The organism is Stenotrophomonas terrae (assembly GCF_039674165.1).
GTDB lineage: Bacteria > Pseudomonadota > Gammaproteobacteria > Xanthomonadales > Xanthomonadaceae > Stenotrophomonas > Stenotrophomonas terrae_A.
Window position 1 is genome coordinate 184,785 of record NZ_JBDJMY010000001.1, and the last position, 24,952, is coordinate 209,736.

13 protein-coding genes and 2 pseudogenes are annotated in these 24,952 nt (G+C 60.8%); 3 read left to right on the forward strand and 12 right to left on the reverse strand.

What is annotated here, in order from left to right:
• Positions 1-373 precede the first annotated feature (373 nt).
• The 4 genes from ABE493_RS00755 to ABE493_RS00770 all read right to left on the reverse strand — a co-directional run bounded on the left by ABE493_RS00755 (position 374) and on the right by ABE493_RS00770 (position 10,040).
• Positions 374-1,330 (reverse strand): hypothetical protein, encoded by a 957-nt coding sequence (locus ABE493_RS00755; protein ID WP_346496316.1) that lies wholly within the window; start codon positions 1,328-1,330, stop codon positions 374-376.
• A complete protein-coding gene (locus ABE493_RS00760; RefSeq protein ID WP_346496318.1) occupies positions 1,327-3,228 on the reverse strand; it encodes a hypothetical protein in 1,902 nt (633 codons plus the stop codon). The genes ABE493_RS00755 and ABE493_RS00760 overlap by 4 nt, the downstream gene beginning before the upstream one ends.
• A gap of 2,111 nt (positions 3,229-5,339) precedes the next feature.
• Positions 5,340-8,819, reverse strand: a complete 3,480-nt coding sequence (locus tag ABE493_RS00765; protein WP_346496320.1) for an autotransporter outer membrane beta-barrel domain-containing protein — start codon at positions 8,817-8,819, stop codon at positions 5,340-5,342.
• Positions 8,820-9,410: 591 nt separating this feature from the next.
• The gene (locus ABE493_RS00770) at positions 9,411-10,040 is read right to left on the reverse strand and encodes a tyrosine-type recombinase/integrase (protein ID WP_346496322.1); all 630 of its coding nucleotides are present in this window, start codon (positions 10,038-10,040) and stop codon (positions 9,411-9,413) included.
• A 383-nt stretch (positions 10,041-10,423) separates the two neighbouring features.
• Here ABE493_RS00770 and ABE493_RS00775 point away from each other — a divergent pair, with 383 nt between their 5' ends.
• The 3 genes from ABE493_RS00775 to ABE493_RS00785 all read left to right on the forward strand — a co-directional run bounded on the left by ABE493_RS00775 (position 10,424) and on the right by ABE493_RS00785 (position 17,639).
• On the forward strand, positions 10,424-15,067 hold the full coding sequence (locus ABE493_RS00775; protein ID WP_346496324.1) for an autotransporter outer membrane beta-barrel domain-containing protein: 4,644 nt from the start codon (positions 10,424-10,426) through the stop codon (positions 15,065-15,067).
• 409 nt (positions 15,068-15,476) lie between these two features.
• The gene (locus ABE493_RS00780; protein WP_346496326.1) at positions 15,477-16,913 is read left to right on the forward strand and encodes an IS1182 family transposase; all 1,437 of its coding nucleotides are present in this window, start codon (positions 15,477-15,479) and stop codon (positions 16,911-16,913) included.
• Positions 16,914-17,240: 327 nt separating this feature from the next.
• Positions 17,241-17,639 carry a hypothetical protein gene (locus ABE493_RS00785; RefSeq protein ID WP_346496328.1) on the forward strand — a complete coding sequence of 133 codons (399 nt, stop codon included), beginning with the start codon at positions 17,241-17,243 and terminating at the stop codon, positions 17,637-17,639.
• A gap of 404 nt (positions 17,640-18,043) precedes the next feature.
• Here the strand turns inward: ABE493_RS00785 and ABE493_RS00790 are convergent, their stop codons facing one another.
• The 8 genes and pseudogenes from ABE493_RS00790 to ABE493_RS00825 form a co-directional block, all read right to left on the reverse strand.
• The gene (locus ABE493_RS00790; protein WP_346496330.1) at positions 18,044-18,907 is read right to left on the reverse strand and encodes a hypothetical protein; all 864 of its coding nucleotides are present in this window, start codon (positions 18,905-18,907) and stop codon (positions 18,044-18,046) included.
• Complete coding sequence (locus ABE493_RS00795) at positions 18,904-19,797, reverse strand: DUF1214 domain-containing protein (RefSeq protein ID WP_346496458.1); 894 nt, start codon at positions 19,795-19,797, stop codon at positions 18,904-18,906. Before ABE493_RS00795 ends, ABE493_RS00790 begins: the two co-directional genes overlap by 4 nt.
• Before the next feature lie 15 nt (positions 19,798-19,812).
• Positions 19,813-20,069, reverse strand: a pseudogene (locus tag ABE493_RS00800) (DUF1254 domain-containing protein); the annotation flags it as partial.
• 66 nt (positions 20,070-20,135) lie between these two features.
• Positions 20,136-20,336, reverse strand: coding sequence for a hypothetical protein (locus ABE493_RS00805; protein ID WP_346496332.1), 201 nt, complete (start codon positions 20,334-20,336; stop codon positions 20,136-20,138).
• A 28-nt stretch (positions 20,337-20,364) separates the two neighbouring features.
• Positions 20,365-21,642 carry a DUF1254 domain-containing protein gene (locus tag ABE493_RS00810; protein ID WP_346496334.1) on the reverse strand — a complete coding sequence of 426 codons (1,278 nt, stop codon included), beginning with the start codon at positions 21,640-21,642 and terminating at the stop codon, positions 20,365-20,367.
• A 272-nt stretch (positions 21,643-21,914) separates the two neighbouring features.
• Entirely contained in the window at positions 21,915-23,312 is a 1,398-nt protein-coding gene (locus tag ABE493_RS00815) for a DUF1254 domain-containing protein (RefSeq protein WP_346496336.1), read from the reverse strand.
• 460 nt (positions 23,313-23,772) lie between these two features.
• Positions 23,773-23,950 (reverse strand): annotated as a pseudogene (locus ABE493_RS00820) (OsmC family protein); the annotation flags it as partial.
• A gap of 68 nt (positions 23,951-24,018) precedes the next feature.
• Positions 24,019-24,906, reverse strand: a complete 888-nt coding sequence (locus tag ABE493_RS00825; RefSeq protein WP_346496338.1) for an acid phosphatase — start codon at positions 24,904-24,906, stop codon at positions 24,019-24,021.
• Positions 24,907-24,952 lie beyond the last annotated feature (46 nt).

Here is a 24,952-nt window from a genome sequence, read left to right on the forward strand (position 1 = left end):
AGGGCAGCGATTCGTCCACGGCATTTGGAACAACATAGAGTGATAACCCGTTTTTAGACACTCTGGGCAAGCTGTTAGGGAGGCCCGCGAGTATGTGAGGCCATCACCAAATGCTTGCCATTGCCCCAGGTCCCATAGCGGGAAAAGTGGATATGCGGATGGTGCGGCCTTCAGAATGGATTCTTTAAGTTTCTGTGAGCGACAAAGGCGCTTACTCCAGTCTTCTCCATATGTTAATCGCAGTCCCATAGTGGCAAATGCATCTGAAGGAAGTAGACAGTTTATTCGAAGGCTCTGGACGACAAATCCAAAGGGAGATATGCCGAATATTTCGTCGATGTTGCGATGAGCAACTGGCGCTAACGCGCTCGCGTTATTGATCATCGCTGAATATCACTTCGCCCGATTCTCCGTTATATGCTGCAAGATCGGAGAAGCGGATCGCTTGGGTGATGTGATCGTTCGTGAGCTCGGTAAAACCTATCGAGCAAATAACACGAGTAGCAAGAAAGTACGCAATCAGACTGGTTGCCTTCATGGGCCACTCATCATGGAGCAATCGGCCGGCTGCTACCTTGAGGATACGCCCCTGTTCCCAAATCTGCTCACTTGAGTTGCACAGGCGAAATCCGTTCTCATACAAGCTAGGGCAAAGGTGCCTGGGTAGCGAGACGTCTGCTCCGGACTCCATATACACTTGGTCCTCGAATCTCTGTAGGAATATGTAAAGATCTTCCGGGCCACGGATCCCATGCATGCGGTGGTATCGCGTGAGATAGCGGCTTCTAACCTGAGGTGGCACGATCAGTCTATTTATTTTCTCAGTTCTTCCCGAAGTGTGATTGTCTTGGAAGAGGAAAACTGCGAAAAGGCGTATGCCTCGACTGTAGAGTGCTTTGTCGATTGTCACGATGTGCTGATATGCATCGGCATCAAGCAAGTTGGCGTCATCAAATATCGCAAGAAAGAGATTGGAGTCGGCTGCTTGTAGTTGCAAATGGATTGTATTCGCTATTCTCTCGAGCTTCGCGTCAGCCCCTTGTCTTGCGACGCTTCGGATACCAATTTGATTGAGAAACCAATCGAATATTGCGGATTCACCGCCTCCGATTGTCCGAACATCGAGCTGTTTAGCTAGATATTTTGTACGAATCCAAGCATGGAAGGCGCAGATAAATTCGGCAAGGGTGCTCTTGCCGAATCGCGTGAGCGAATGGAACCCACAACCATGATAGTCCGCCTCGATAGCTGATGATATTTGTGTGAGCTGATCCTCCATCCCCGCCGTAGGCACAATGGGACGGCCCCTTTTGTCGAAGAATGTGGTCATTTTGAACCACCTTCTTTTTCAAGACTCACGCGCCCGGTAAGCGGCACGTAGATTTCCGATATACCCTTAGATGGGCGTATAGATTGGGAGTCGGGCTTGGCATCTTCTACTTCCGCCCTCAAGGCATGCGAAGAATCAAGTGCAGCGTCGAGCGCTGCTCCATGCTGCGCGGTTAAAGTTGCAGCGTTCTTATGCGCAGCAAATTGCTCTTGCAAATACTGCTTGTACGCGCTTATCGCACAAGGGGCGCCCTCAATTTCGAACTTTCCTTTGTAAGAATTTCCGTGGATTATTTTGCGCAATGCAAGACTGTGCGAAGTCTGCCCCCACGGTCGAAGGGCTCGGAGTACAACAAATAACTCACCATCATCGTTGTATAAATTGAGAAATCTACCGTCCAAAATATCAATTGTGGCTGAGAACTTCTTTCCAACAAGGTCCCATCTGTTTTTTAATGAGACCGAGCGATAACGCGCGTTTGAGTAGCGCGCGTATGGCTGTCTCCTTTTTCCCTTTGAACCTGATATTCTGGCAGAGCACTGGAGGGTGGACATAGCACCGGCGCGCGCTTCATTATCTCGTGTGGCGAATACCCAGCCCCCCGTCCCGACAAAAGTCTGCAGGACTTGTAGAGGTGAGCGGCCTTGGAAGGCCTGCAGTCCAGTTACATTGGAGCCACTAATAGTCACATCCATTAGATCTTCGAGCGCTGTTGTTTCGATCGGAAAATTTTTAGGGTCGTCCTTGTTTGTCCGTACTGCCTTATCGCTATTCTTGCCGGCAGGGCGATATGCGCCTGGAAGATGCCGAATCGCTGCTTCTTCAATTTTCTTGTTCCATGCCTCTAAATGTCCACGAGCCTCAGGGACGTGAGCTCTCCCTAGATTTACAACACCAAGCATTTCACTAGCCATTCTTTGCCGATTGACTTCTAGCCGGTGAGCCATCGCGTTATCCACACTGGTGATCGCGGGCAGCGCCACTATGCCGATGGCCGGCGCGGTTCCTATGCCGCTACCGGGAACGTACGACATCGTTGGTACAACGAGGTCGCGCGGCATCCAATGCCTTAAACTCTTGGTGCAGGCCTCATTGAAATCGGTTCCGTTGTAGTTCAATCCAAAAGATAGCTTCCAACTTGAACACAAGCGTAGCAGCGCAAAATAGCCAACTAGCAACCAAGTCCGGATGATTTTTTGTAGATAGGGGTGGCCATCACCGTCTTCACCCGCGACATAAAATGGGCAGTCCAGGGAGTGTCCGTCGTATTGCACCCAATCTCCCAACTGCAAGGCGAAGACTTCTGACAATTGCCCGGCGGCGTTGGCGTCCTCAATTTCAAAATTCTCATCGACGTATGGCTGCCCCTCCCTCTGCTTACGAATGAATTCCATAATGCTGCGACGAGCAAAATTATCGTTGTTCGCTGGATAGCGATCCTTAGGGACGTTCTTTTTAATCCACTTGCGTAGAGTTGCAAAGAAATCGTTGAAACGTGAACTAGGAGAGTTTCGCCCGGATAGGGGTCCTGTATAATCGGTCAGTAGTTTTACAAACTCTGGCGCTTTTTTTAGAAATGCATTGAAGGCGCCAGGGCCAGCGAGCTTCGGAAACTCATCTGCGATTGAACTGCTGCTTATTCTCACTCGATACGGTATGCATGCACGCCAACCCCAGGGCCGGCCATCCGACGCTAGTGATCTGGCATTCCCAATTGTTTTAGTGAGGGTTTTGACGTTAACCACGTAACGTTTGGCAGCGGATGTCACTGATGATCCTGCTGCCACGGCACGCATTGCATCTTTTCGCGCCAAAAATACCTTTTGTTGATCAAGTGTCAGTCTGGTGGGCGTAAACTGATCCCATTGCCCAATCTCGTAAAGGCTGAGCTCATTCATTGACGGCCTCTGTCAAAGACAAGCTAGAAGAGATTCTTAGGCGCTCGTTGAAGTTTAATGCTGAGGATGCCACGATGGATCAGTAGGCAGGTCGCGCTTCGAGCATCACGCCAGTCAAAAGGGCCGCACAAGCTTCTTTCTATAGCATGGAAAGAACTGATGGGATATGCTCGCATGTGAGCTAGAACTGCGTCGATGAGAACCTCAAGACCATTGAGGACACCTGCTGCTTGGACATAAGGCAATAGTTCCAAGCGTGTGGCGTTGGCCACCTTGGCCTGGATCAACGACTGAGGTTTCCGTACGTAGAGTTCCACTCCGACATTGCGGGCAGCGTCTAGAAGCTTATCGCAGAAGCGTTCTTCTGCACGCACAGCTTGAATACTGGGCTTGGTTTGGCGGCGAAATACTACGAAACTCTCTGATCCACCTCTTCGACTTATCCAAAAGCAAAGCTCAATTTCGCGATTCTCCACCGAGAGTGTTCTCGGCCTTTCGACGTAGCTAATAACGTCAGAATCGAACTCGTACTCCAGGCCGATGGCTAGCCTGCAAGGTTCAACCAGAGAAACAATTCGCTTCTTGTTCTTCGGGGATAGGTAGTAATAAACGTCCAACTTTCGAGCTTCTTGGTTTGTCAGCTCGCGAGAGGTGAAGGGGGTGGTCGGACCAGCCGTGTTCAAGGGAACCTCTATTGCGGGTATTGGCGGTCTGATCATGACTTGCCCTCAGGTAGCGCAGATTTGCCAGATAGCCCGGGCCGCGTTCCTATGAGAGAGCTTTTGGTTGAGAAGACTGGGATGTCATCTATGGAAGCCGGGGGGGGAAGTGACCACTCAACAATCATATGTTCCGGCTCCAGGAACACGAGTAGCCGAACCAGCCTGCACTTGGCGACGTCATACACCGCAAAGCCTTCGTATCGAAGGGGGCCACTAGTCGGAGGATGCGATGTTTCGTCGTGAATGACTTCCACCCGGTGGACGTTCAAGCCAGGCAGGAAAGATGAGCGGGCTTCGGATCGGGAATAAACGAGATACCGGATTTCGACCTTTGACTGAACAGGGCTCATTGCACTACTCCAAGCAATTCTTTCCCGCACCCGTACTTCCGAAAAGGAAGGGGTGTACCTGTGGGCGAAAAGGGGGTAGATTCTGGCCAGAAGTAGCAGTCCGCATCACCCCGCGCCCGGTTGCCGCCGGGCGCTTTCTTTTCTTATGTTGGGTCTGGTCCAGCGTCTATAGAGTGCCTGGAGGAAGGTGGCACCGTTCCTTATTGCTCGTACCCAGAATGACCCTGATCCGGATGAGCCCAAATGCTTTGCATTGTCGACAATGATTCCAGCTCCTACTGTTACCGCACCTCATTTTTTATTTCAAGTCGATTCTTCGAGAGTAAAATGACATCACATCATGTGATTTGAAATCACATGATTCGAATGTCATGACTCAATCAATATAGGAGTTAAGCATGGCGAGCATTCGCCACATGCTCACTACATAGCGCCGTGCCGCAATGACATTGCTTGCAAGACTATCTAACGGCACTAGCTCGTACGGTCTATGTTGACTCGCCTACCACAACGAATGCGTGCAAAAAGTTTATTTGAAAACTTCAGCCCTTTCACCCGCGTACTAGAATCAACCGTGGCCCTCATCGCACTGTCTTCTCACCTGAGGAGGATGGTGGGGAGCATCTAGGATGTCGTACGAACCATCACCAAAGCGCACATAGACGCAGATCTATACTGCTCCGGGGGAGAGGCAGTCAGAGAATTTTGGTTGAACATGATGCAGACCTAGCTGCGTTTCTGGGGTCACGATAGGCGCGCGCGGCGTCATTTGATTACGTAGAAGGCGTGATGACCTATGGTCAGAACAAGCCATACGCAGGCTACTTTTCCGGACAGAACGGGCAATGGATCGACTGCTCTATCGGCAGAACAACAGCAGCTTGATCAGTGGGGAACGGTATGAAGACGATTCCCTGCGCATGATTAGGGGGCGTTATCAGGGGTAGGGTAGAGGTCCGGTTCTGGCCGATAACAGAGAGCGTAATCGGCCTTGCACAGGGGTTATTCAAGCGATTACCGCATCTGTGCGTGCCATGCCCTACCACTGCCAACGCATGCCCAGCTTTCCGTTCCATGATGATTCTTCGCCATCGAAGCTCCACGTGTAGTCAGCATCCGCGAAGAGATAGCCGAGGGCACTCACCTGCCAAGTGCCGCCGACGCCAACTTCACCCCAACTGTCGCCGAGGTCGGCGGTGAAAGGTACGTAGCCGCGTGCACTGGAAAATTCAGTGGTTGGCGAGCCGCTGAACTGGTGCCAGGCATTGGCGCGGATCCACCAACTTGTCGTTCGATCACCTGAGTCTGCCGCTCGCTGGCCGAGCCGGTTCAGCCGTATTCCCAATCTGCCAACGCTAGCGTCGTCATCCCTGTATCGTACCCGCGCTGTCGAGTCGACAAGGTCGTCCAGCGCGGTCTTCTGCCAGATGACCTGGGCTTGCGGCTCCATGCGCCAACCTGGCTTCGACATGTCGCCGATTCGTTCCGCGCCCAGCAACCAGGGCCAGCCCACTTCCACGGACGCCAACACGCCGGTCCCGTTGGTGAATATGTCCGGTAGCCGGGTGGATTTGGCTCGCATGTCATACCAGGTGTACTGCGCCACCGAGTCCACATAAGCGCCACGGGGCGAGAATGCTGTCCAGTACGCGCCGACGGTGTGCGCGTCAAACTCGTCAGTACCGGCATGGAAATGGTAGTCGAGCAGATTGTGCCGCACCCTCCCGCGCGCCTTGCCGTAGGCCAGGTAACCACCGGCATGCTGATGGCTGCCGTCCTCGCTGATGGAACGGTAGATGTCTACGCCCACTTGCAGCACATCAAACGCGTAGTCGAACCCAGGCCCTCTGCTTCCATAGATGCCCTGGTTGCCTCCGTCGCGTTCGCCGTCGTGGTGCAGCGCCCTGACCCACGCGCCGCCAATGCCAGCATCGGGTGAGGAGGCTCCGCGCTGGCTCAGCAAGTGCTCATCGCCCACCCGCTCATGCAGCGTGTCAACAACTGCGCGCGCGTAGATGGCCGCCATGGAGGGAAGGGCAGCAGCCAAGGACACTTCTTGCCGATATGCCGGCGGCACGGGGGGGGCGGGCGGTGGCAGCGGCGGATCCGGTGGTGGCACCGGTGGTGGCACCGGCGGCGGCGGAGGAGGCGGCGGTGACGGGCAGGGGGGCGACGACGCGCCCGCGGCCCCGCAGTCCAAGGTGGAGCGTAGGTACCAGTTTTCGGCCGAGCTGCCGTCAGCGCTGCCCCGACGCAGTCCATACTCGTATGGCCCGGCCACTACCGGTGTCGTGAGCGCGAACGCGGTGCCGCTGGTTAAGCCGCCATTGACCGCATCCACCACGAGAATGCCGTTGCCGACGGTGACGTCGCCCAGCCCACCTGCATTACGCGCCACGAGGATCGAGCTACCGGACGCGGCGCCACCGTCTATCACCAGCCGGTCGGACGATGACCCGTCACCGCCCAGAAGCGTGTTTATCTCCAGTGTGCCGCCGACGCCGGAGTAATCTCGCGTGGTCAGCGTGATGCCGGGCAGTGCGTCTGCACCGAAGATGATCCGCCCGGCATTGGCGACGCCAGCGACGGTCTGTGAAAAACCGTTGAGATTAAGCATCGCGGCAGCTGCGACGGTCACATCCGTGTTGGGGCTGAAGGTACCTGCCCCACCGGCCTGTAGTACCCCCGCATTGACGCGGGTATCCCCACTGTAGGAGTTGGCCGTGCTGCTCAGCAGGGTAGTGCCGTTGCCGATCTGGTCGACCCCACCGGTACCCGATATCGCGCCCGCGAATGTGCTCACGTTGGACCGGTTGAAGACAAGCAGCCCATTGTTGGTGATATCGCCCACAAGCGCGCCCGATGTGCCGCCATTGCCGAGCTGCAACGTGCCGGCCGAGATCGTGGTGCCCCCGCTGTATGTACTTCCAGCGGTCAGAACCGTGGTTCCGGTCCCGGCTTGATTGACTTTTCCCGTGCCGGAGATGGCGCCGGTGAATGTATGAGTGTCGCTCCGGTTGAATGCCAGCGTACCGCTATCGGTGACGTCGCCCACGATGGAGCCAGCCGCACCGCCATTGCCAAGCTGCAATGTGCCCGACGCGATTGTGGTCCCGCCCGTGTAGGTGTTATCGGCAGTCAGGATGGTGGTACCGGCCCCCAAGTGGTTCACCACACCGGTGCCTGAAATCACGCCGTCAAACGTGTAGACGTCACCGCGGTTGAACGCAAGCGTCCCGTTATCGGTAATGTTGCCGACGACCGATCCACCAGCACCGCCGTTACCCAGCTGCAAGGTGCCAACGGAGATAGTGGTACCGCCGGTGTAAGCCTTGTCGTTGGCGAAGATGGTCGTCCCGGAAAGAACGCTTACCGCGCCAGGGCCGTTGATGGCGGGGACAAACGTATGGTCGGCTGCGGTGTGGTTGTACACAAGTAGGCCGATGCCAGGGCCAAACTCGACGGAGGTGGCAGCCAAAGTCCCTGGCGCGGCGGCGGCTGCGCCGGCCTGTGCACCAATGTTGACAGTGCCCCGACTTCCGGTGCGTGCAGCCACGTTGATGGAGCTGGCGCTGGCAGTTGCACCGTCAGCAACGTTGAGCGCACCTGTACCGAACAGGCCGACATAGACGCCGCCGCTGTTGTTCCAGTTGGTTTGAGCACCAATCAGTGTGACCACGCCAGAGCCGTACGCGCCATTGCCAATGAACACGTTCCCATTGTTGTTGACCGTCCCGCCGTTCTCAATCGCAAGCGTGCCCGAACCGGCGGTTCCTACGCGCATGCCGGTTGTCTGCACTACCGAGCCAGAGCCATTCACAGTGACCGCGCCCGACCCGTCCGCGTTGCCACCAACGTCCAGGAAGCTGGTGGAGACACTTGCGCCGTTCAGGACCGCGAGCGTGCCCCTTCCTGCACTGCCTACCGTGATGCTGGCAGTGTTGGTCCGCCAGAGTGAGCCCGGCCCATCAATTGTCACTGTGCCTGAACCCGTGGCGCTATTGCCAACGAGCCCGCCAGCCGTGCTTACGACTTGGGCACCGCCCTGAATATTGAGTGTGCCCGTTCCAGCATTGCCGACGATGAGGGCATTGCCTGATGAGTTCCACGCGGAGTTGAGGCCGCTTACGGTCACTGCGCCTTCCGCGGTCGCCAAGTCTCCAATTGTGTTTCCAATTCCGTTAAAGGAGAAACCACTAACGACTGTAGCGCCTCCCTGGATGTCCAAGGCTCCGTTGCTGGAGTAGCCAATAGTCAGCCCTCCAGCGGAGTCGTTGCCAATTGGCGCTGTAGCTGGAGAATTGCCGAACAGGACCTGGTCGATTCTGCAGCCGCCTGTCTGCCCTGCGCAGGTTGAAACCTGCGCTTGAGCCATATCCGAATTGAAGAATATGGATAGCGCGATGAGTGCTGCAGTAGTGTCCGACCGCCGCAACAAGCTACGTCGTGAGGCGCAGCCGAAACCGATACCAACTCCAACAATGTTGGAGATCGAGGAGGATGCACCGCTATTTTTCATTATTGCTCTCTCCGATCGCTGGCATCTGGCCGGGGGCAATGGCCGACAGTGGCTGCCGAACCCTCTCTCCGTCTTGCGTCGCAGGTATCAAACGGTGGCGCGATCGTTTGCTCGGTCGGAAAAGTCGCTGGCAAGGGAGTGGGCGAGGTGTGAGGAGTGGGCGAGGTGCAACGTCCCTATTTGGGAGACCAAGCTTTGGGGCTGTCATTGCGAATAGCCATGCAGCCTCTCCAATGAAGAGCAGCGACAGACCGCCACTGGCAGTATTCCAACTGCGTGCAGGCTGTCACCAGTAATGCGAGTCTGGCGACGCACCTTTCGCTACTCAACCGCAATACTTGCGAGCAGCCGCCAGTAAAACTACTGCGCCGCTGAGCAGGACGCACTGCCTGAACCGCTCAGACAATGGCCGGCGGCACGGGACGTCCGGTATTGGCCGAAAGCGGCCTCCAGATGTGCCTTGTGGAGGCCGCGGGTCCTTTAAGCTTCTTCCTCTCAGGCCTCGGTCTGCTCCGCCATCTCTAAAGCGTCCTCCACCTCGATGCCCAAGTACCTCACTGTGCTCTCAAGTTTAGTGTGGCCAAGCAGGATCTAAACTGCGCGCAGGTTCTTGGTCCGGCGGTATATCAGTGATGCCTTGGTCCGACGCATGCTGTGAGTTCCGTAGCTGTGACGGTCGAGTCCAACGGCTGTGACCCATGACGCGACGATGCGCGCATACTGGCGGGTGGAAAGGTGGCCATCACCCTGTCCAAAGAACAAGTAGGATGCTGGTCGTAGCTGAGCTTGACGGGACCATTCGGCGATTGCGGACCTTGTCAACTCCGTCAGCTCAAACTGAACTGGCCTACCTGTCTTGCGCTGCAGTACGGTAGCCCTCCTGGCAATGGCTGAGCCATGAGATACGTCTCGCAGTCGTAGGCTGACCAGATCGCACCCTCTTAGCTTTGAGTCGATCGCTAGGTTGAATAGCGCCAGATCACGAGCACGCCCGGCAAGCTGTAGGCGCACCCTAATCGACCATATGTCGCTGAGTCTGAGCGGTGCCTTTTGACCGACCAACTTTCCCTTGTTCCACGGTGTGAATTGAGATGGAAAAGGATTTTCCAAGTTAGGAGCGTCAACCGTGCCTGCATGAAATGATCTGCGCTTCCGTCGATCCTTCGCCGGAAACGAATATCGGAAATCGAGTGGACAGGGAAGTGAACTGGGAAATCTCATTGGGGTTGGGAAGCAATCCTTCCGACCACGGCGCGCCTCGCGACGCTTGCTGGCGAGATTAGCGACGGTTCACGAACCCATCTGTGCCCGGCAATTCCTTGTCTTGGTGGCCGGGACTCATCGCGCATCAGCTGCATTGAGCGTAAGTGTGAAGTGAAGGATGACAGAACCCTGGTGCCAAGCCAGATTCACCCTGATGCCACCGTAGTTTTACTGGAAAAACCTGCGTAGAACCGCAGAGGCGCTGATCGGGCGCAACGCGCAGACTCCGTCCGTCGACCTGCCTCAATCACGTGCAACACCGCCCTTCGGGGTCCCCGGTATTCACGAACCGGACGCGTTCATTGCGGATCAGGCCATCGAGAGGCTCAAGGATGCAGTCGATGGAATTTCGCCGTCGTGGTGCGGTCCACAGCGCGCCTGTGCTCCGAATGGTGGGCGGTTGCCCGCGAGCGGTGGTCATTCCCTGCGTGCTGCTGCTTGGCGTGGTCGCACTGGCGCCTACGACCGTGCGCGCGCAGGATGTCAACGCCGCCATCTGCAGCACCGTATCCGGCACGGTTCCTGCCGGACAGGTGCGTGCCAATGGCACCACCGTCGCGGTGCCCAGTGGCACCTACGCCCCCACGACAGCCGGTGCGCCGGCCTTCTTCGCCGTCAACAGCGGCGTGATCAACGCCACCGGCGCGGTCGCCCTGATCACCAGCACGGCCAGTACAGCGACTGCCTGCGCCAGCAGCGGCGGCGCCATCAACTTCCTTGCCACTGGCGCCACCGTCAGCCGGCTGGGCGCGGGTGGCCCGGCCGCCCGCGCCGAAGCCGGCAGCGTGCTCACCTCCACTGGAACGCGTTTCTACACATCACAGGCCAACAGCGAAAGCGTGCAGGTGGTCGGCGGTAGCTTCACCGGCCGCGGCGATCTGATCGCAACGGGCATCGTGCTCGGCACCCAGGCCGGCAATCCGGCCACCTATGGCTTGCCGGTCGATGCCAGTGGCAACCTCGTGACCATTCCGGACGCCTATGTGGGCAAAGCGGCTACTGCCGCACACGGAATCAGCGCCTCCGGTGGGACGGTCCAGTTGAACGACGCCGCCATTTACGTGATGGGAACCGGGGCAGGGACCAGCAACGGCAGCCACGGTCTCAACGCATCAGGCGGTGCCCGGTTCGACATCAATAACGTCAACATCGTCAGTCGTGGCAACAACAACGTCGGCACCCGCTTCGCATCGGGCGCGTTCCTGCAGGCGTCGCAACTGTCCATCGATACCACCGGAACCGGCGCGTGGGGCCTGGGCTTCATCGACGCGAACGGGGTCCTGGACGGCGTCAACGTCACTACCTCCGGAACCACCGCGCACGGTCTTTCGGCCAGCGGAACCGCCCAGGTCGAGGTACAGAACGCGGACATCCGCGTGGCCGGCCAGAACGCGTATGCGGTATTCGCCAGTGGCGGGGGTGACGTCACCCTCAGTGGCACCGGCGGCGGCATCGTGATCGCAGGCGGGCAATCCGGCAACGGCCTGCGGGCCGATGGCGCCGGCAGCAGCGTGGTGGCGGACGGCCTGCGCATCTCCACCCTGCAGCGAAACGCGCCCATTGGCGCCTATGCCCTGGCGGGCGGCAGCGTCACGCTTTCCAACAGTACCGTCTATACGTCCGGCATCAGTGGCGGCAATGCCGCCGTGGGGTTGCAGGTCGCCACCGGCGGCACCCTGCTCAGCCAGGGCAACCGCATCGTTACCGGCGTGGTGCTCGGCAGCGACCCTGCCAGTGCCGACTACGGATTGCCGCTGGATGCCGGCGGCAACCCCACCACGGACCCGGCCGCCTACGTGGCGGTGAGTAACACCGGCGCCAACGGCGCACAGGTCTCGGCCACCGGTGGCAGCCTGCAGGTGGATGTCGCCGCCGACGGCACGCCACTTGGCACCACCACGTGGATCGACACGTTCGGCAACAACAGTTCCGGCATTGTCGTGGCGCAGTCGGCGACGGCCACCTCGCGCCTGCAGGCGTCCAACGCGGTCATCACCACCCGCGGTTTCAGTTCGAACGGGGTGCTGGTGCAGGGCACGACCGGCAGCCCCGGCCCGCAGGCCACGCTGTCCCGGCTGACCGTGCGCACGCTGGACATCAATTCCAATGCGATCTACGCGCAGGCCGGCGCGCAGTTGTCGGTGGAAGATTCCACACTGCTTACGTCGGGAAGCGGCGGCGGGATCCGTTCCGACGGCGCGGCCACGCGGGTGACCGCGCGCGATCTGTACATCGGCGCCGGCGGTCCCGGCAGCAGCGGCCTCAATGCGACCGGCGGCACCATCGACAGCGCGGGCGTCACCATCATCAATTCCGGCCGCCCAGGCATGACCCTCAACGCAGGCGGCGGTACACCCGGCACGCTGATCTCCGGCGGCGACACCATTTACACCGGCGTGCTGCTCGGCACCGATCCCGGCCTGGCCACCTTCGGCCGGCCGGTGGATGCGGCCGGCAACCCGGTCAGTGACCCGGCCAGCTTCGTCGCCTCGGGGATCAGCGGCCACGGCGTTTACGCGGGTGCAGCCGGGGGCCGGGTCTGGATGAATGTCGATCCGCTCAGCGGCGCGCCCACCGGCGCCCGCAACACGATCACCACGCTGGGCGACTTCAGCGAGGGCTTCAACATCCAGGGCGTGGACGGGCGCGCCACGATCGCCAACGTCACGGTCTCTACGCGCGGCACCGATTCGATCGGCGCACGCGCGGCCGGGGCAGGGCGCATCGACGCCACGGGCGTCACCATCAACACCAGCGGCTGGCATGGATACGGCCTGGCCGGGTATGCCGACAGCCTGCTCAACGCCACTGCCAGCACGGTCGGTACCACCGGCATCCAGGCCCATGGACTGATCTCGTGGGCGGGCAACAGCCGCTTGACCCTCGCCGGCGGCAGCCGCGTGGATACCACCGGTGAGCTCGCCCACGGGGCCATTGCCTGGAATGGCGGGCGCGTGGAGGTCGATGGCTCGACCATCGCCACCCACGGCCCGGGTGCCGTCGCGCTGTTCGTGCGCGGCGATCCGGCAGCCGCGTCGGCGGCAGTGACCGGCACCGGGCTGAGCAGTGACGCAGGGCCGGCCGTGGCGGCCATTGGCGCGGCCGACATCGCGCTGGATACGGTCACGGCCACCGGCGACGGGCTGTGGCTGCATGTGGGCAATATCGAAAACTTCGAGCTGCTCGACGCCGTGGTGCCCGACCTGCCACCGGACCTGCCGCCGGATGACCCGTCCACGCCGCTGCCAACGGCCACGGCCTCGGCCGTGTTCGCGCTGCCGGCCGCGCAGACGCCGACCGTTGCCGACATCACGGCCACCCGGAGCGCGCTCAATGGCGCAGCGCTGACCGATCCGGGCGCGGCAGCCAATCTCCTCCTGCAGGACTCGCTGTGGAACATGAGCGGCAGCTCCAACCTCACCACGGTGCAGAACACGCGCAGCCGGATCCTGTTCGCGCCGCCCGCGGGCGACCCGAGCGTGGCCTCCGGATACAAAACGCTCACCGTGTCCGGTTATGGCGGCGATGGGACGCTGGTGCTCAACACCTGGCTGGCTGCCGATGATTCGCCTTCCGATCAGTTGGTGGTGTCCGGCGGCGCCAGCAGTGGGCCGGGGCAGCTGGAGATACACGCCAGCGGTGGCCTGGGCGATCTGACGCGGGCGGACGGCATCCGCGTGGTGCAGGCGCTTGCCGCGACAAGCGCGCCGGACAATTTCCGCCTGGCAGCGCCGGTGGTTGCCGGACCCTACGAATACTTCCTGTACCGTGGTGGCGCTGCGGCCGACGGAGGCGCGGACGTGGAGAACAGCTGGTTCCTGCGCACTGCCATCGACTGCGCCGCACCGGGCGCGCCCATCCCGCCATGCCCGCCCAATCTGCCGCCCGAGCCGCCGGCGCCGCCCGCGCCGGACCCGGACCCGGACCCGGAACCCCGGCTGCCTCCCGCCTACCGGCAGGAAGTCTCCCTGATCGCCGCTGCGCCGGCCATGGCGCAGGTGTATGGGCGCACGCTGATCGATACCCTTCACGAGCGGGTCGGCGACGAGCAACTGCTGCGCCAGCGCGACGATCTCGATACGCGACGCAGCGGATTCAACGGCGCCTGGCTGCGGTACGTTGGCCACGATGGTGAGCACGACGGTGGCCGGCGCGGCATCTACGGCGACCGCGGCCCGGATTTCGACTACCGCTTCGACGCCCTGCAGATCGGTGCCGACCTGTACCGCCACATCGATGCCGGCGACCTCAGCCGCCGCCATGCGGGGTTCTATCTGGCATATGGCAAGGGCGAGGGCAACGTCCGCCACAACTACCTGGACTACCGCATCCACGCCGGCAATGACCGGTTCAAGGCGGGCTCGGTCGGGTTGTACTGGACCGCGTTCAGTGCCGAAGGCGCGTACCTCGATGCCGTGGGTCAGTACACCTGGTACGACATGCGGGTGAAGTCGCCGCGCAGCACCGAGAGCTTACTGGACGCGACCGGAATGGCGCTGTCGCTCGAGGGCGGATGGCCCTTCGTGCTCAATGACGGCGACGGCCTGACCATTGAAGACGGGCGCTGGCGGCTGGAGCCGCAGGCCCAGGTGATCTGGCAGCAGATCGACGTCGACGACCTGCGCGAGGACACCCTGCAAGTGAGCTTCGAGGACGGCGATTCACTGGTAGGCCGGTTCGGCGCGCGCTTGAACCGCAACGGCCAGCGTGAGAACCGCGCCGGCATGGTGCGCACCAGCAACGCATGGCTGCGTGCGAACCTCTGGCACGAGTTCCGTGGCGCACCCAGCGCCCGCTTCGCGACCAACAGCGGCTACGTGCCGTTCGCGGTGGATCTGGGGGGCAGCTGGGGTGAGGTTGGCCTGGGCGGCACGTGGCAGGTCAGCGACACGGGCTATCTGTACGCCGACATCGACTACAACTGGAGCCTGGACGGTGACGAGACGGCGTGGAACGGAAAGCTCGGGATGCGCTTGAACTGGTAGGGCTGCATATATATCCCCATGCGTTAGTAATATGCCGCTCATGCCCTTTTTTCCATCAATTCCCCGCGCGTAGATTCTCCTCACGATCCGTCACGGAGTGGTCTACGCAGACCGGCACGCTCCGCCGCACTGGAGTGCACGGCTTGAGGTGCACCTTGTAGCACGGCAAAGCCGCACGAGGCTCGTCGATTCAGAGTTCATATCCGTAGCCGACGATCTGATGGTGGACGTCTTTCACTCAGAGCTAGTTGGTGAGATTCGTTCATTCGAGTCGGCACGTCTGGATCTCATCAACCCGACGTCGGAACCGGCATAGTGCAAGTCTTGGAAGCGTCCGCTACTGGCCGAGGCTGTGTGAAAACCCAGGCATCGCTGGCAAGATCAAGACACTCTTCGATTGGTGCTGATCATGAAGCGATTCGTCGATGGCGTGGATCGGACCCAGGCGCTTCTCCTGCCTGATCGGCTCGAGGATTACGTCCACCAGGACAATCCCGTTCGCCTCGTCGACGCCTTCGTGGATGCGCTGGATCTCGGGTCACTGGGCTTCGATGCCGCCAGCCGTGCCGCCGGTGGCCGACCCGCTTATCACCCGGCTGCGCTGCTCAAGATCTATATCTATGGCTACCTCAACCGAGTGCAGTCCAGCCGCCGCTTGGAGCGTGAGGCGCAGCGCAACCTAGAGGCAATTTGGCTGACGGGGCGTCTGGCGCCCGATTTCAAGACGATCGCCGACTTCCGCAAGGACAACGGCGCCGCCATCGTGGCGGTGTGCAGTCGCTTCACTGCGTTGTGCCGGAGGATGAAGGTGTTCTCGCATGCCGTGGTCGCGATCGATGGCAGCAAGTTCAAGGCGGTCAACAGCCGCGATCGTAACTTCACAGTCGGCAAGATCAGGGCACGGCGCAGCCAGCTCGACGAGAGCGTGGCCCGCTATCTCGCCGAATTGGATCGGGCCGATCGCGATCCGGCACTGCTGACCGAGGCGCGCGTCCCGCAGCTGCGTGGCAAGCTGGCCAAGGTGCGCGAACAGATGGCAGCGCTGGATCGTATTGAACAGCAGTTGCAGGAAGCGCCCGATCACCAGATCTCGCTGACCGATCCCGATGCTAGGTCGATGACCTCGACGGGGCGCGCCACCGGCACGGTGGGCTACAACCTGCAGGCCGCGGTCGACGCCGAGCATCACCTGATCGTGGCCCACGAGGTCACCAACATCGGACATGATCGGACGCAGCTTGCTCCCATGGCGCTCAAGGCCAAAGCCGCGTTGGGCAGCGACCACCTGACCGCATTGGCCGATCGTGGTTACTACAACGCCCCACAGATCCTGGCCTGCGAGCAAAACAGCATTATCCCGCTCGTGCTCAAGCCGCTGACCTCGAACAGCAAAGCCGAAGGGCGCTTCGACAAGCGGGACTTCGTTTACGAGCCGGCGCTGGATGCCTATCGTTGCCCGGCCGGCGAGCAGGCCACGCATCGCTTCACCAGCGAAGAAAACGGCCTGACGCTGCGCAAGTATTGGTCATCCGCCTGTCCTGCCTGCCCGATGCGCGAACAGTGCAGCACAGCGCGCCACAGGCGGATCAGCCGCTGGGAGCACGAACACGTGCTTGAGGCGATGCAATTGCGGCTCGACGCCAGACCACAGGTCGCCGTTGCGCGGCGTCAGACGGTCGAGCATGTCTTCGGCACCCTCAAGGCGTGGTTGGGCACTACGCCGCTACTAACCAAGACGTTGCCGAAGGTCAGAACCGAGATCAGCTTGGCCGTGCTGGCCTACAACATGAAGCGGATGATCAAGATCATCGGCATGCCTGGCATGTTGAAGGCAATCGCGGCTTGAAAATTGCGATGCCATCGTCCGCATGGACATGGCGTATGCATGGGCAACTCGCCCGCGCTCGGTGGTCAGGCGTTTTTACACAGCCTCGGCCGAGAGCGGTCTTCGGTTATAAGCGGGAATCTGACCGCAGTGCCGGCGCCCACCTTTTACCAAAAGCAGATCCATACGTCATCCGGCTTACGATGCCCACGAGACTGAACTAGCATTTAGCCAACAAAATACTAGTTGACCCTAATGTCAAACAGCGACGCGACTCTCTTTCACGCAACTACCAGCGATTTGGCCGTCGGTAACGTAATCACTGCAAGTTCGCCAACTTGCTATTACTTGAACGTCGTTGCAGAACTCGAACGGATGCGACCATCTGGACTTCCCACGCGTTCAACTTGCGTCTTTGCCGCTGATAGCGCCGAAGCTGCAGCGCGATTCTTGATGAGCCAACCCGGATTAGCTCAGTGTGACATCAAGGTCTATCGAGTCGAGATGAGTGTTTTCCACAAGGCGCCGTTTCGGCTGATACATGAGCTGCACAATCGGCTTCGAGACGATAAAAGCATCACCAGTTTGATCACTGAGTACTGGGAACCAAAGGGGAAGTGGGTGTTTTGGGAGTACTTCGGTCCTTCGTTCAGGGTGCTCGAGACCGACATCAAGTGGGACTTGGCCAAGACATATGCGCTCGGCCTGAATTACGATCGAGATGTTGAACATAGCAAGACATTGTGACTTGTAGATTCTCTTCATCAGTACTCTCGGCGTCGTGACCTGACTCCGAGCTTGAGCGCAAAATAATTCTGCCCCCTGATGTCCGCTTCCAGCGGTAAGCGGTCATCGAAGGTCAACACCTACCCTCGTCCGAGCACCACGTTGGAGGCCGCTCAGGGAATGGATGTTGGACCTGTTTGATCCAACTTCTGCAACGAGTGGGCGGGTGCGTCGGCGTTGACCTGGTGCAGCGCGCATTGTCATCACATCTAAGGCACTGATTCGTCCTATGCGCGAGCGCAGCCGGGTTAGCCAGTGCCGGCCTAGGTGCAGCGTCTGTGCGCGTGTCGCACAGGCCACTTGGTCATCGCGATTGATCGTTCCAGTTGACGGGACCGTGGCAGAGGTCGCGGGATTGATGCTGGCTACTCTGGGAAAACAAGCGTGACCGAGAAGCGCCCTGTCCATCGGCTGGCGAACTGCGGCCGGTCCACGTTGTAGAACCCGCCCAGGCCCAGGCTCACCGGGGTGTGCCCGAAGCGCAGCACTTTGGAGACAGTGGCGCCTATCGGAACAGTCCAGGCATCGCGCCTAGCCGCCTTCCAGTTGTAGTTAGTCTCCGAGGTGAAGCTCAGTGACCAGCCGTCAGGCAGGTTGCGGGTGACGAAGGGCTGCACGCTGGTGCTGCTGACATCCTCCCGATCGCTATCGCCGCCGATCGACCAAACATGATTGGCCAGCGCGCCCACGGTCCACGATTTGGTCTTGTTCACCAGGATGAACGCTGGACCCAGCGAGTACTTTCCGGTGCCGAGACTGTCGTGCGAAGCGGTATCGAGCAATACGGCGGCACCGAACCCAATCTCGGTACCGCGCGCCTCGGCGGCGGTCTTGGGGATGTAGTAGCCCTGCACGAACAGATCGCCGGTGCCGTGTTTGTCCTCGGGGAACTGGTTCCAGCTCAGCGGCAGGATGGGCCGCAGGATGAGCTTGCCGTTCTCACCCACGAAGGGGATCACTGGCTGAATCTTCAATTGCTGGGTGTGAAAGTCGCCGCCCGGACCGACCGAGCCCTGGTAATTGTACTGGAACGGCACTGAGATCAATGCCGCGCCGGGATCCGCCAGCTTGCGCGCGATATCTTCGCTGGACGCTGCGGCGTCCGTGCCGGCGCTCTGCGCGGCAGCGTCGGTGGCGAAGAGCACACAGCCCAGGACCAACAGTTTTGCTGCAACCGTCATGGGGGCGTCTCCTGATTGGGTGAAGGCACCAGAGCGCTTGAACTTCATTGCGTGCACTGAATGTCGTCGGGCCTCCACGTCTTGGTGAAGAAGGGCTGCAACGGGCCATAGAACCGAAGGATCGGGAACCAGCCCTTTCCTGGCACGGTGCGGATCCAGTTCTGCTCCCGGCCTTGCGGCGCGTCGGGGCCGAAGTGGATGTCGATCGAGCCACCGGCATTGAAGTGGGGATCGGTGTACTGGCTGACGCTGGGGAAGCGCGTGCCGTTGCGGAGCATTGAGCGGCTGCCAGCGACATAGACCGTAACGGACCAGAAGTCTTTCACGGGAATGTCGGGGGCAGGTGGAGGCTGTAGTGTTGGCCACCGTCCAGGTAGGCCCCAGAGCCGTCGAAGGGCGTCCAAGTAGTACTGGCAACCGGCGCCGCCAACCTGCGACGTCATGGCGGGTGTGTTACCCGTGGCGGCATACGCGAAAGCAGAGCGGCGATCCGGATTGGCGTACCCCTGGGCATCGAACGTATGGCTGCCGCCCAGGAAGGCCCACCGCCAATGACGATCCGGGTATACAGCAGCGGCCGGATCGGTGGAGGCGAAAGAGCTCATCCGGACCAAGGCCTGGCCGATGGCTGCCGCCTCGGCGAGCAACGCCGCCATCTTCTGATCCGGGGCGAAAATGACGCCGGATCCCATGCCCAGCTCGGCCAGGTAGAAGTGCTCCAGCGAGGTCAACGCCCCTGCTGAATCGGCCTGCACGACAAGCCCCAATTGCTCGAAGTACCGGTAGTCGTCGGGCGCTATGGTATCGATCTGCTTGCCCGAGCCATCAACGAATCGCATCGCAGGCGGGTGGTTCTGCATATCCAGCGGGTTAATTCGCAGTTGCTTCAAGCGGGCCGTCGCATCGGCGGGCTCAGAGTCGATAGCCCGCAGCAGCATCCATACCCCGTGCGTCGCAGACTGTGAGACAAAATAGCCTTCGGGAACCGGACCGTCATGGCCGGGAGGAAGAATCAGATACTTTCCGCCCTGGCCCTTATCCGGGCCGGCCATGCCGATATCGGTCACGTAGCGCATCCACATGTCATCGAGAAGGCCAAGCATGCCGGCGGCGCCTGGATCACCGTGGGGCCGTCGCGGCGAAGGTCGAGGAATCCGATCATGTAAACGGTATCGGTTTTGGCCGTCAGCAACAGCGTTTTGGAGTCCATCAGGGACTCCCAGATGACCACCTCGTTCGCCTGGCTGATACCCCAGTCGGCCAGGCCCTTGCGGAACTAGAACATCGAGACTGCGGGCACATGCGTCGTGTACACCTCGACGGCGCGGTTCAGCAGCTGCCAGTCGCACAACCGCTGCGCGCTGTCAGCCTCGGGATAGCGACTGCGGAACTGGAACTCCCCGTAGCGGGTGTTGATGGTCTCCGTCCCCAGCCAACCATGGCAGTCTGGCAACGCTGTGGGATAGTGCTGTGCCATGCGCGTCTCCGTGCAGAAGATTGTGCAGTTAATTGCCGGCGACGTCAGGCGTCTTGACCACGTCGGGGGTGGTCCAGCGGTTCTCCAGCAATGCAGGCTTGGGGCGGTAGTAGCGCATGAACATGACGAATGGCCCGTTGGGTGCCGGCAACCAGTTGGCCTGCTTCTCTTTACCGGGCGATTCCGCCTGGACGTAGATCGTCAGCCCACCGTCGGGGTCCTTCTTCAATTCGGGCAGCATCGGCGAGTTGATCAGATAGCGGTCGATCGGATTCTTGACCAGCAACTGCTGCGGCAGTCCGTACATGGTGACCGACCAGAAGGCGTCGACGGGCGGCAGTTGATCCTTTGCAAAGTGCAGCGTGTACGCTCCTTTGCTGCCGTCCAACGGCTGGCCATTGGCATCCTTGTCCAGGATGGGATACATCGCCTCTTCGCGGGAGTTCGCACCGATACCGACCTGCGTACCGGTGGCACGGGCGACATAGTCGTTCTTCAGGAAGTCCCGGCTGCCGAACAGGGCATCGGTCTTGCCGCCCAGCGACGCGCGCTTGTTATCGATCTGCTTCTGCCCTTCGGCCATGCCCTCCTTGAGCGCGGCCTGCATCGGCGGCGATAGTTGGTTGGCATCGAACGGCTTGCCCGGCTCGATACCCAGCGTGGCAAAGCGTTCGCGCAGGGCAGCCTCACTCGGGTGCGGCGGCTGCGCGAACTGCAGCAGAAACGCCAGCTGATTGAAGAACTCCAGCGACGTACGGTCCTGCGCGGGCGGTGTTGGTTTGATCCATGCGATGGCTGGCGCGGGCGGCGGCGCCGGCGTACCCGCGAACGCTGACAACGGCTGCACCTTGTAACCGGCCTGGATCTTCTTCACGTTCTCGAGGTCGGCGGCGTTGAACAGTTGTGTGCGTCCAACCACGCTGACCAGGTCGGTCTCAGACCGGATCACCTTGCTGATGCCATTGGGGGCCTCGCCCTTCCAGCCCGGCCCTGCAATCAGGAAGCTGCCGCCGTCATTGCCGGTGGTGCGACTGCCGATGTAGTCGAAATTGAAGGTGTAGAGATCCATCAACTGGAAAACGAAGTAGCGATCTTTCTCCATCTTCGGCACGGCAATGACGACCGGCTCCGCCCGCAGATCCAGCATGGCGAAGGAATAGGGCGTATCCGAATTCGGCGTGACGAAAGCGGTGTCGTCCGGGGTGAACACCCGGGCGATGTTCAGGATGGAATTGAACGGCCCCTTGTACTGCGGGTTGGCGGTGTCGACGTTGAACGCATAGACGGTCTTGTAGGTGTCCACCATCGGGACACCGTAGACATAAGCGTCCCTTGCGGTCGTCCGGGCTTCGTCCAACGCTGAAGCATCTACCGGCGCTTGCGCGGGCGGAGTCGGTTGGCTTGCGGTGGCGGCCGCGTCCTTCTCCTTACCGGACGATGCCCGCTCGCTACAGGCGCTGAGTGTGATGCAGCCGGCCAGGGCAAGGAGCATCCCGATCCCTGGAGCGGACGGAATTCGATGATCGTGCATGCGGTATCTCCTCGGTGGTCTGGTTCGCCGACATAGTCCTGCGCGAATCAAGGCGTGAGTGTCTGAACCGGCTGCAGGGGAGGCAGGTTCCACTTGCCTTCGATGGCGGCGGGGCTTGGGCCGTAAACACGCCCCACTGCGCTGTAGGGCCCGGCCGGCGCCGGCAGCCAGTTGCTCTGCTTATCCTTGCCCGGGGAGACGTGGCTGACATACAGGGTCAGTCCGCCGTCAGGGTCGTACTTGAGTTCCGGGGTGCGATCACCAATGGAGTAGCGTTTCAGGTCATTGGCGTACAGGAATCGGTCCGGCAGTGTGTACAACGTGACCGACCAGAAGAACTTCGCCGGCGGCAGGGTGTCCTTGCTGAAGTGGATCGTCGAGGGCTTGTTGCCGTTGCCTACATAGCCGCCGTACCAGGCTTCCTCGATCGAGTTTCCGTACAGACCTTTCTCGGCGGCGATGGCGCGGGTGAGGTAGTCGTTCTTCAGGAACGCGCGCGAGCCGAACAGGCCATTGGAGGAGAGCGTCGCCTTGGCCTTCTCGGCCATGGCCGCTTTGGCATCGGCGATGCCGGCATCAATCGCGGCCAGGCGCGCCGGGCTAAGGGTCGTAGCGTCGAACGGGCGCCCAGGGCCGATACCGATCTTCTCGAAACGCTGCATCAGATCGACCTCTTCCGGATTCGTCGGCTGAGTGAACTGCAGCAGGAAATTGAGATAGCCGATAAAATCGCGTGAATGCACCTTGCCGGCGTCATACGCAGGGAACTCGATCTGCGGTGCGGCCGGGGGCGCTTGGGTCTTCAGGTAACTGCTCAGTGGCTGCAGCGTCATCCCCGCCTGCACCTTTTTGACGTTGGCGATGTCGTTGGGGCCGTTCAGCGCGGTGCGGGTGAGCGTCAGCACCAGTGCCGTCTCGGAGGGAAACACGGCCTTGATGCCGTCCGGCTTGTCGCCTCGCCAGCCGGGGCCGGCGATGAGGTAGCTGCCCGCTTCGTTGCCGGTGGCGCGCGAACCGATATAGGCAAAGTTGTAGGTGAAAAGATCCACCCACTGCTGAACGTAGTAGCGTCCTTCGGCCACCTCGGGCACGGTGACTACCCACGGTTCCGCACGAAGGTCCAGCCACGCCCATGAATATGGCGTGTCGTTGTTGGGTGTCACGACGTCGTGGTTGTCCGGCGTGTACAGCTGGGAGTAGTGCCGGAATTTTCCGAAGCCGCCGACATACTCTGGGGCCTTGGGATCGGCAACCTGCTTGTAGAGCGTGTTGTAGTTTTCAAGCATCGCAAAGGCATAGATGTAGGCATCCTTGGAGATGGCGCGCGCCTCTGACTCTTCTTGGCTGGCGGTCGGGGCGGGTTGGGCCGCCGCCGGCGCTGCTTCTGCAGAATCGGGATGGCCTTGCTGACGCTGGCACGCCGGAAGCACCAGGACCGAGATCATCAGGGAGAACACGACGCAGGGCACTAAGCGCATGGCATGGGCTCGACTTTGGCTGGATGTACTGGGAGACGCTCCAGCTCAGGTCGAACACTCGACTCGAACCAGTGGACTGAAACGACTCAGCTTGCGCGCCGACATTAAAGATCCAGGCACACTCTGGTTTGCCCCAGGTACGGTGGCAAGAGGATTTCCACCGTGCTCCGCTCAGTAATTTTACGTAGATCGCCTTATGACATCACAAGCCCTCCTGATCTAGGTGGGCACTTGCGTCAGCCCGGCTAAGCCGTGCAGAAGGTCAGGTCTCGGTCGAACGAAAGCACAGTCGTCTCAAGCCGTACGCATCTCGAGATGGCAGGAAGCCGCTTCTAATGTAGCACTGCGTCCCGCAACATTCTCCATGTGTTTCAACTACCTAGGCCGCTTTTGGCCAAGTTCGTAATGTTCCCCTGCCGATGCTCTACATGCGCAGGGTGATGGCCGTGCAGGCGGCAAGCGAAGCCAGGTAGAGATCGAAGGGAGCCATGCCTGCCGCCTTGGCCACCCAGACTCACTGGTTCGTCGGCCACCAGCGCGTGCTCGCCGCTGCGGATGTGGTGGCGGTAATTGACGCCATCGGAAACGATCTGGACCTGTGCCATCTGCTGCGCCTTCGGGGTGGAGATCGGCGCAGGTTGGCACGGGTCGGCGGGTCACGCACGGTCGTGCGCTAGAGGACCCCGGGAATCGGGATGGCCAGCGCTGCTTTCTCCGCCTCGCAGTTGCTGGGCTGCACACTGTTGCTGCGCAGCGACTGGATCTCCGCCCGCGCGAGCGCCATGTCGCGGTTGAAATCAGCGTTGGCATGCAGGGCGGCCACCGCGCCGGCAGCCACCGCACGCCCTTCGAGCACGTCGCTCTGCCAGTGCGCGTTGCAGATCAGGCGGTTTTCACCGAACGCCCGGCCACGTGCGAGCAGGGCGTCAGCGCGGTCCGGGCTCAGCTCGGTCAGCAGCAGGGCCCAGCTCCAGCTGATGGCGGTATGCCCGGACGGATAGGAGCCGTCGGTCCTCAGGGAGGCCTCATCGGCGGGCGCACAGGTGCCTTCCTTGTAGAACACGAAGGGGCGCGTGCGCTTGTAATGGTCCTTGGCGGCATAGGTGGCGAGCCCGGCATCGACCAGCGTGCGCTGCAGCAGCAGGTACAGCGCCGGCGATGTCTGCTGGCTGATCGGCACCCCTAGCGCGCAGGAGAACGAGTTGGCCACCTGCGGGAAGTGCAGGTCCGAATCCGTGGCCGCCAGCGCGTATCGGGGCGTGCCTCGCAGCTGCTGCGCCACGCGGTGGATGGCCTGGTCGTTGGCGAATGCCGCCGAGCCCTTGGCCGGGGGCATCGGCAGCAGGGCCAGGCTGTCCGGCAGTGCGCGCCCGAGGTAGCCGGCCGGAACGCCGGGGCGCAGCTCCGGCACCGGGGCGGGGGCAGGCACGGCGGCGGGTACAGCGGTCGGCGGTGCCGCGGTCGACAGGGGCGGAGACGACGTGCACGCCGTGAACGCGCAGGTAAGCGCGAGCAGGGCCGCGCCATGCCGGCAGCCGGAGGGCAGGGTATTCCAGTGCATGGGGCGTTCCACGGGCAAGTGTCGGTTTACTGTGTCCGGCCGATGC

Excerpts from the sequence above, each read along its gene's own strand:
- ABE493_RS00755 (WP_346496316.1), bottom strand. The coding sequence starts at position 1,330 with ATGACCACATTCTTCGACAAAAGGGGCCGTCCCATTGTGCCTACGGCG.
- ABE493_RS00760 (WP_346496318.1), bottom strand. The coding sequence starts at position 3,228 with ATGAATGAGCTCAGCCTTTACGAGATTGGGCAATGGGATCAGTTTACG.
- ABE493_RS00765 (WP_346496320.1), bottom strand. The coding sequence starts at position 8,819 with ATGAAAAATAGCGGTGCATCCTCCTCGATCTCCAACATTGTTGGAGTT.
- ABE493_RS00770 (WP_346496322.1), bottom strand. The coding sequence starts at position 10,040 with ATGAGATTTCCCAGTTCACTTCCCTGTCCACTCGATTTCCGATATTCG.
- ABE493_RS00775 (WP_346496324.1), top strand. The coding sequence starts at position 10,424 with ATGGAATTTCGCCGTCGTGGTGCGGTCCACAGCGCGCCTGTGCTCCGA.
- ABE493_RS00780 (WP_346496326.1), top strand. The coding sequence starts at position 15,477 with ATGAAGCGATTCGTCGATGGCGTGGATCGGACCCAGGCGCTTCTCCTG.
- ABE493_RS00790 (WP_346496330.1), bottom strand. The coding sequence starts at position 18,907 with ATGAAGTTCAAGCGCTCTGGTGCCTTCACCCAATCAGGAGACGCCCCC.
- ABE493_RS00795 (WP_346496458.1), bottom strand. The coding sequence starts at position 19,797 with ATGCTGCTGCGGGCTATCGACTCTGAGCCCGCCGATGCGACGGCCCGC.
- ABE493_RS00805 (WP_346496332.1), bottom strand. The coding sequence starts at position 20,336 with ATGGCACAGCACTATCCCACAGCGTTGCCAGACTGCCATGGTTGGCTG.
- ABE493_RS00810 (WP_346496334.1), bottom strand. The coding sequence starts at position 21,642 with ATGGTGGACACCTACAAGACCGTCTATGCGTTCAACGTCGACACCGCC.
- ABE493_RS00815 (WP_346496336.1), bottom strand. The coding sequence starts at position 23,312 with ATGATCTCGGTCCTGGTGCTTCCGGCGTGCCAGCGTCAGCAAGGCCAT.
- ABE493_RS00825 (WP_346496338.1), bottom strand. The coding sequence starts at position 24,906 with ATGCACTGGAATACCCTGCCCTCCGGCTGCCGGCATGGCGCGGCCCTG.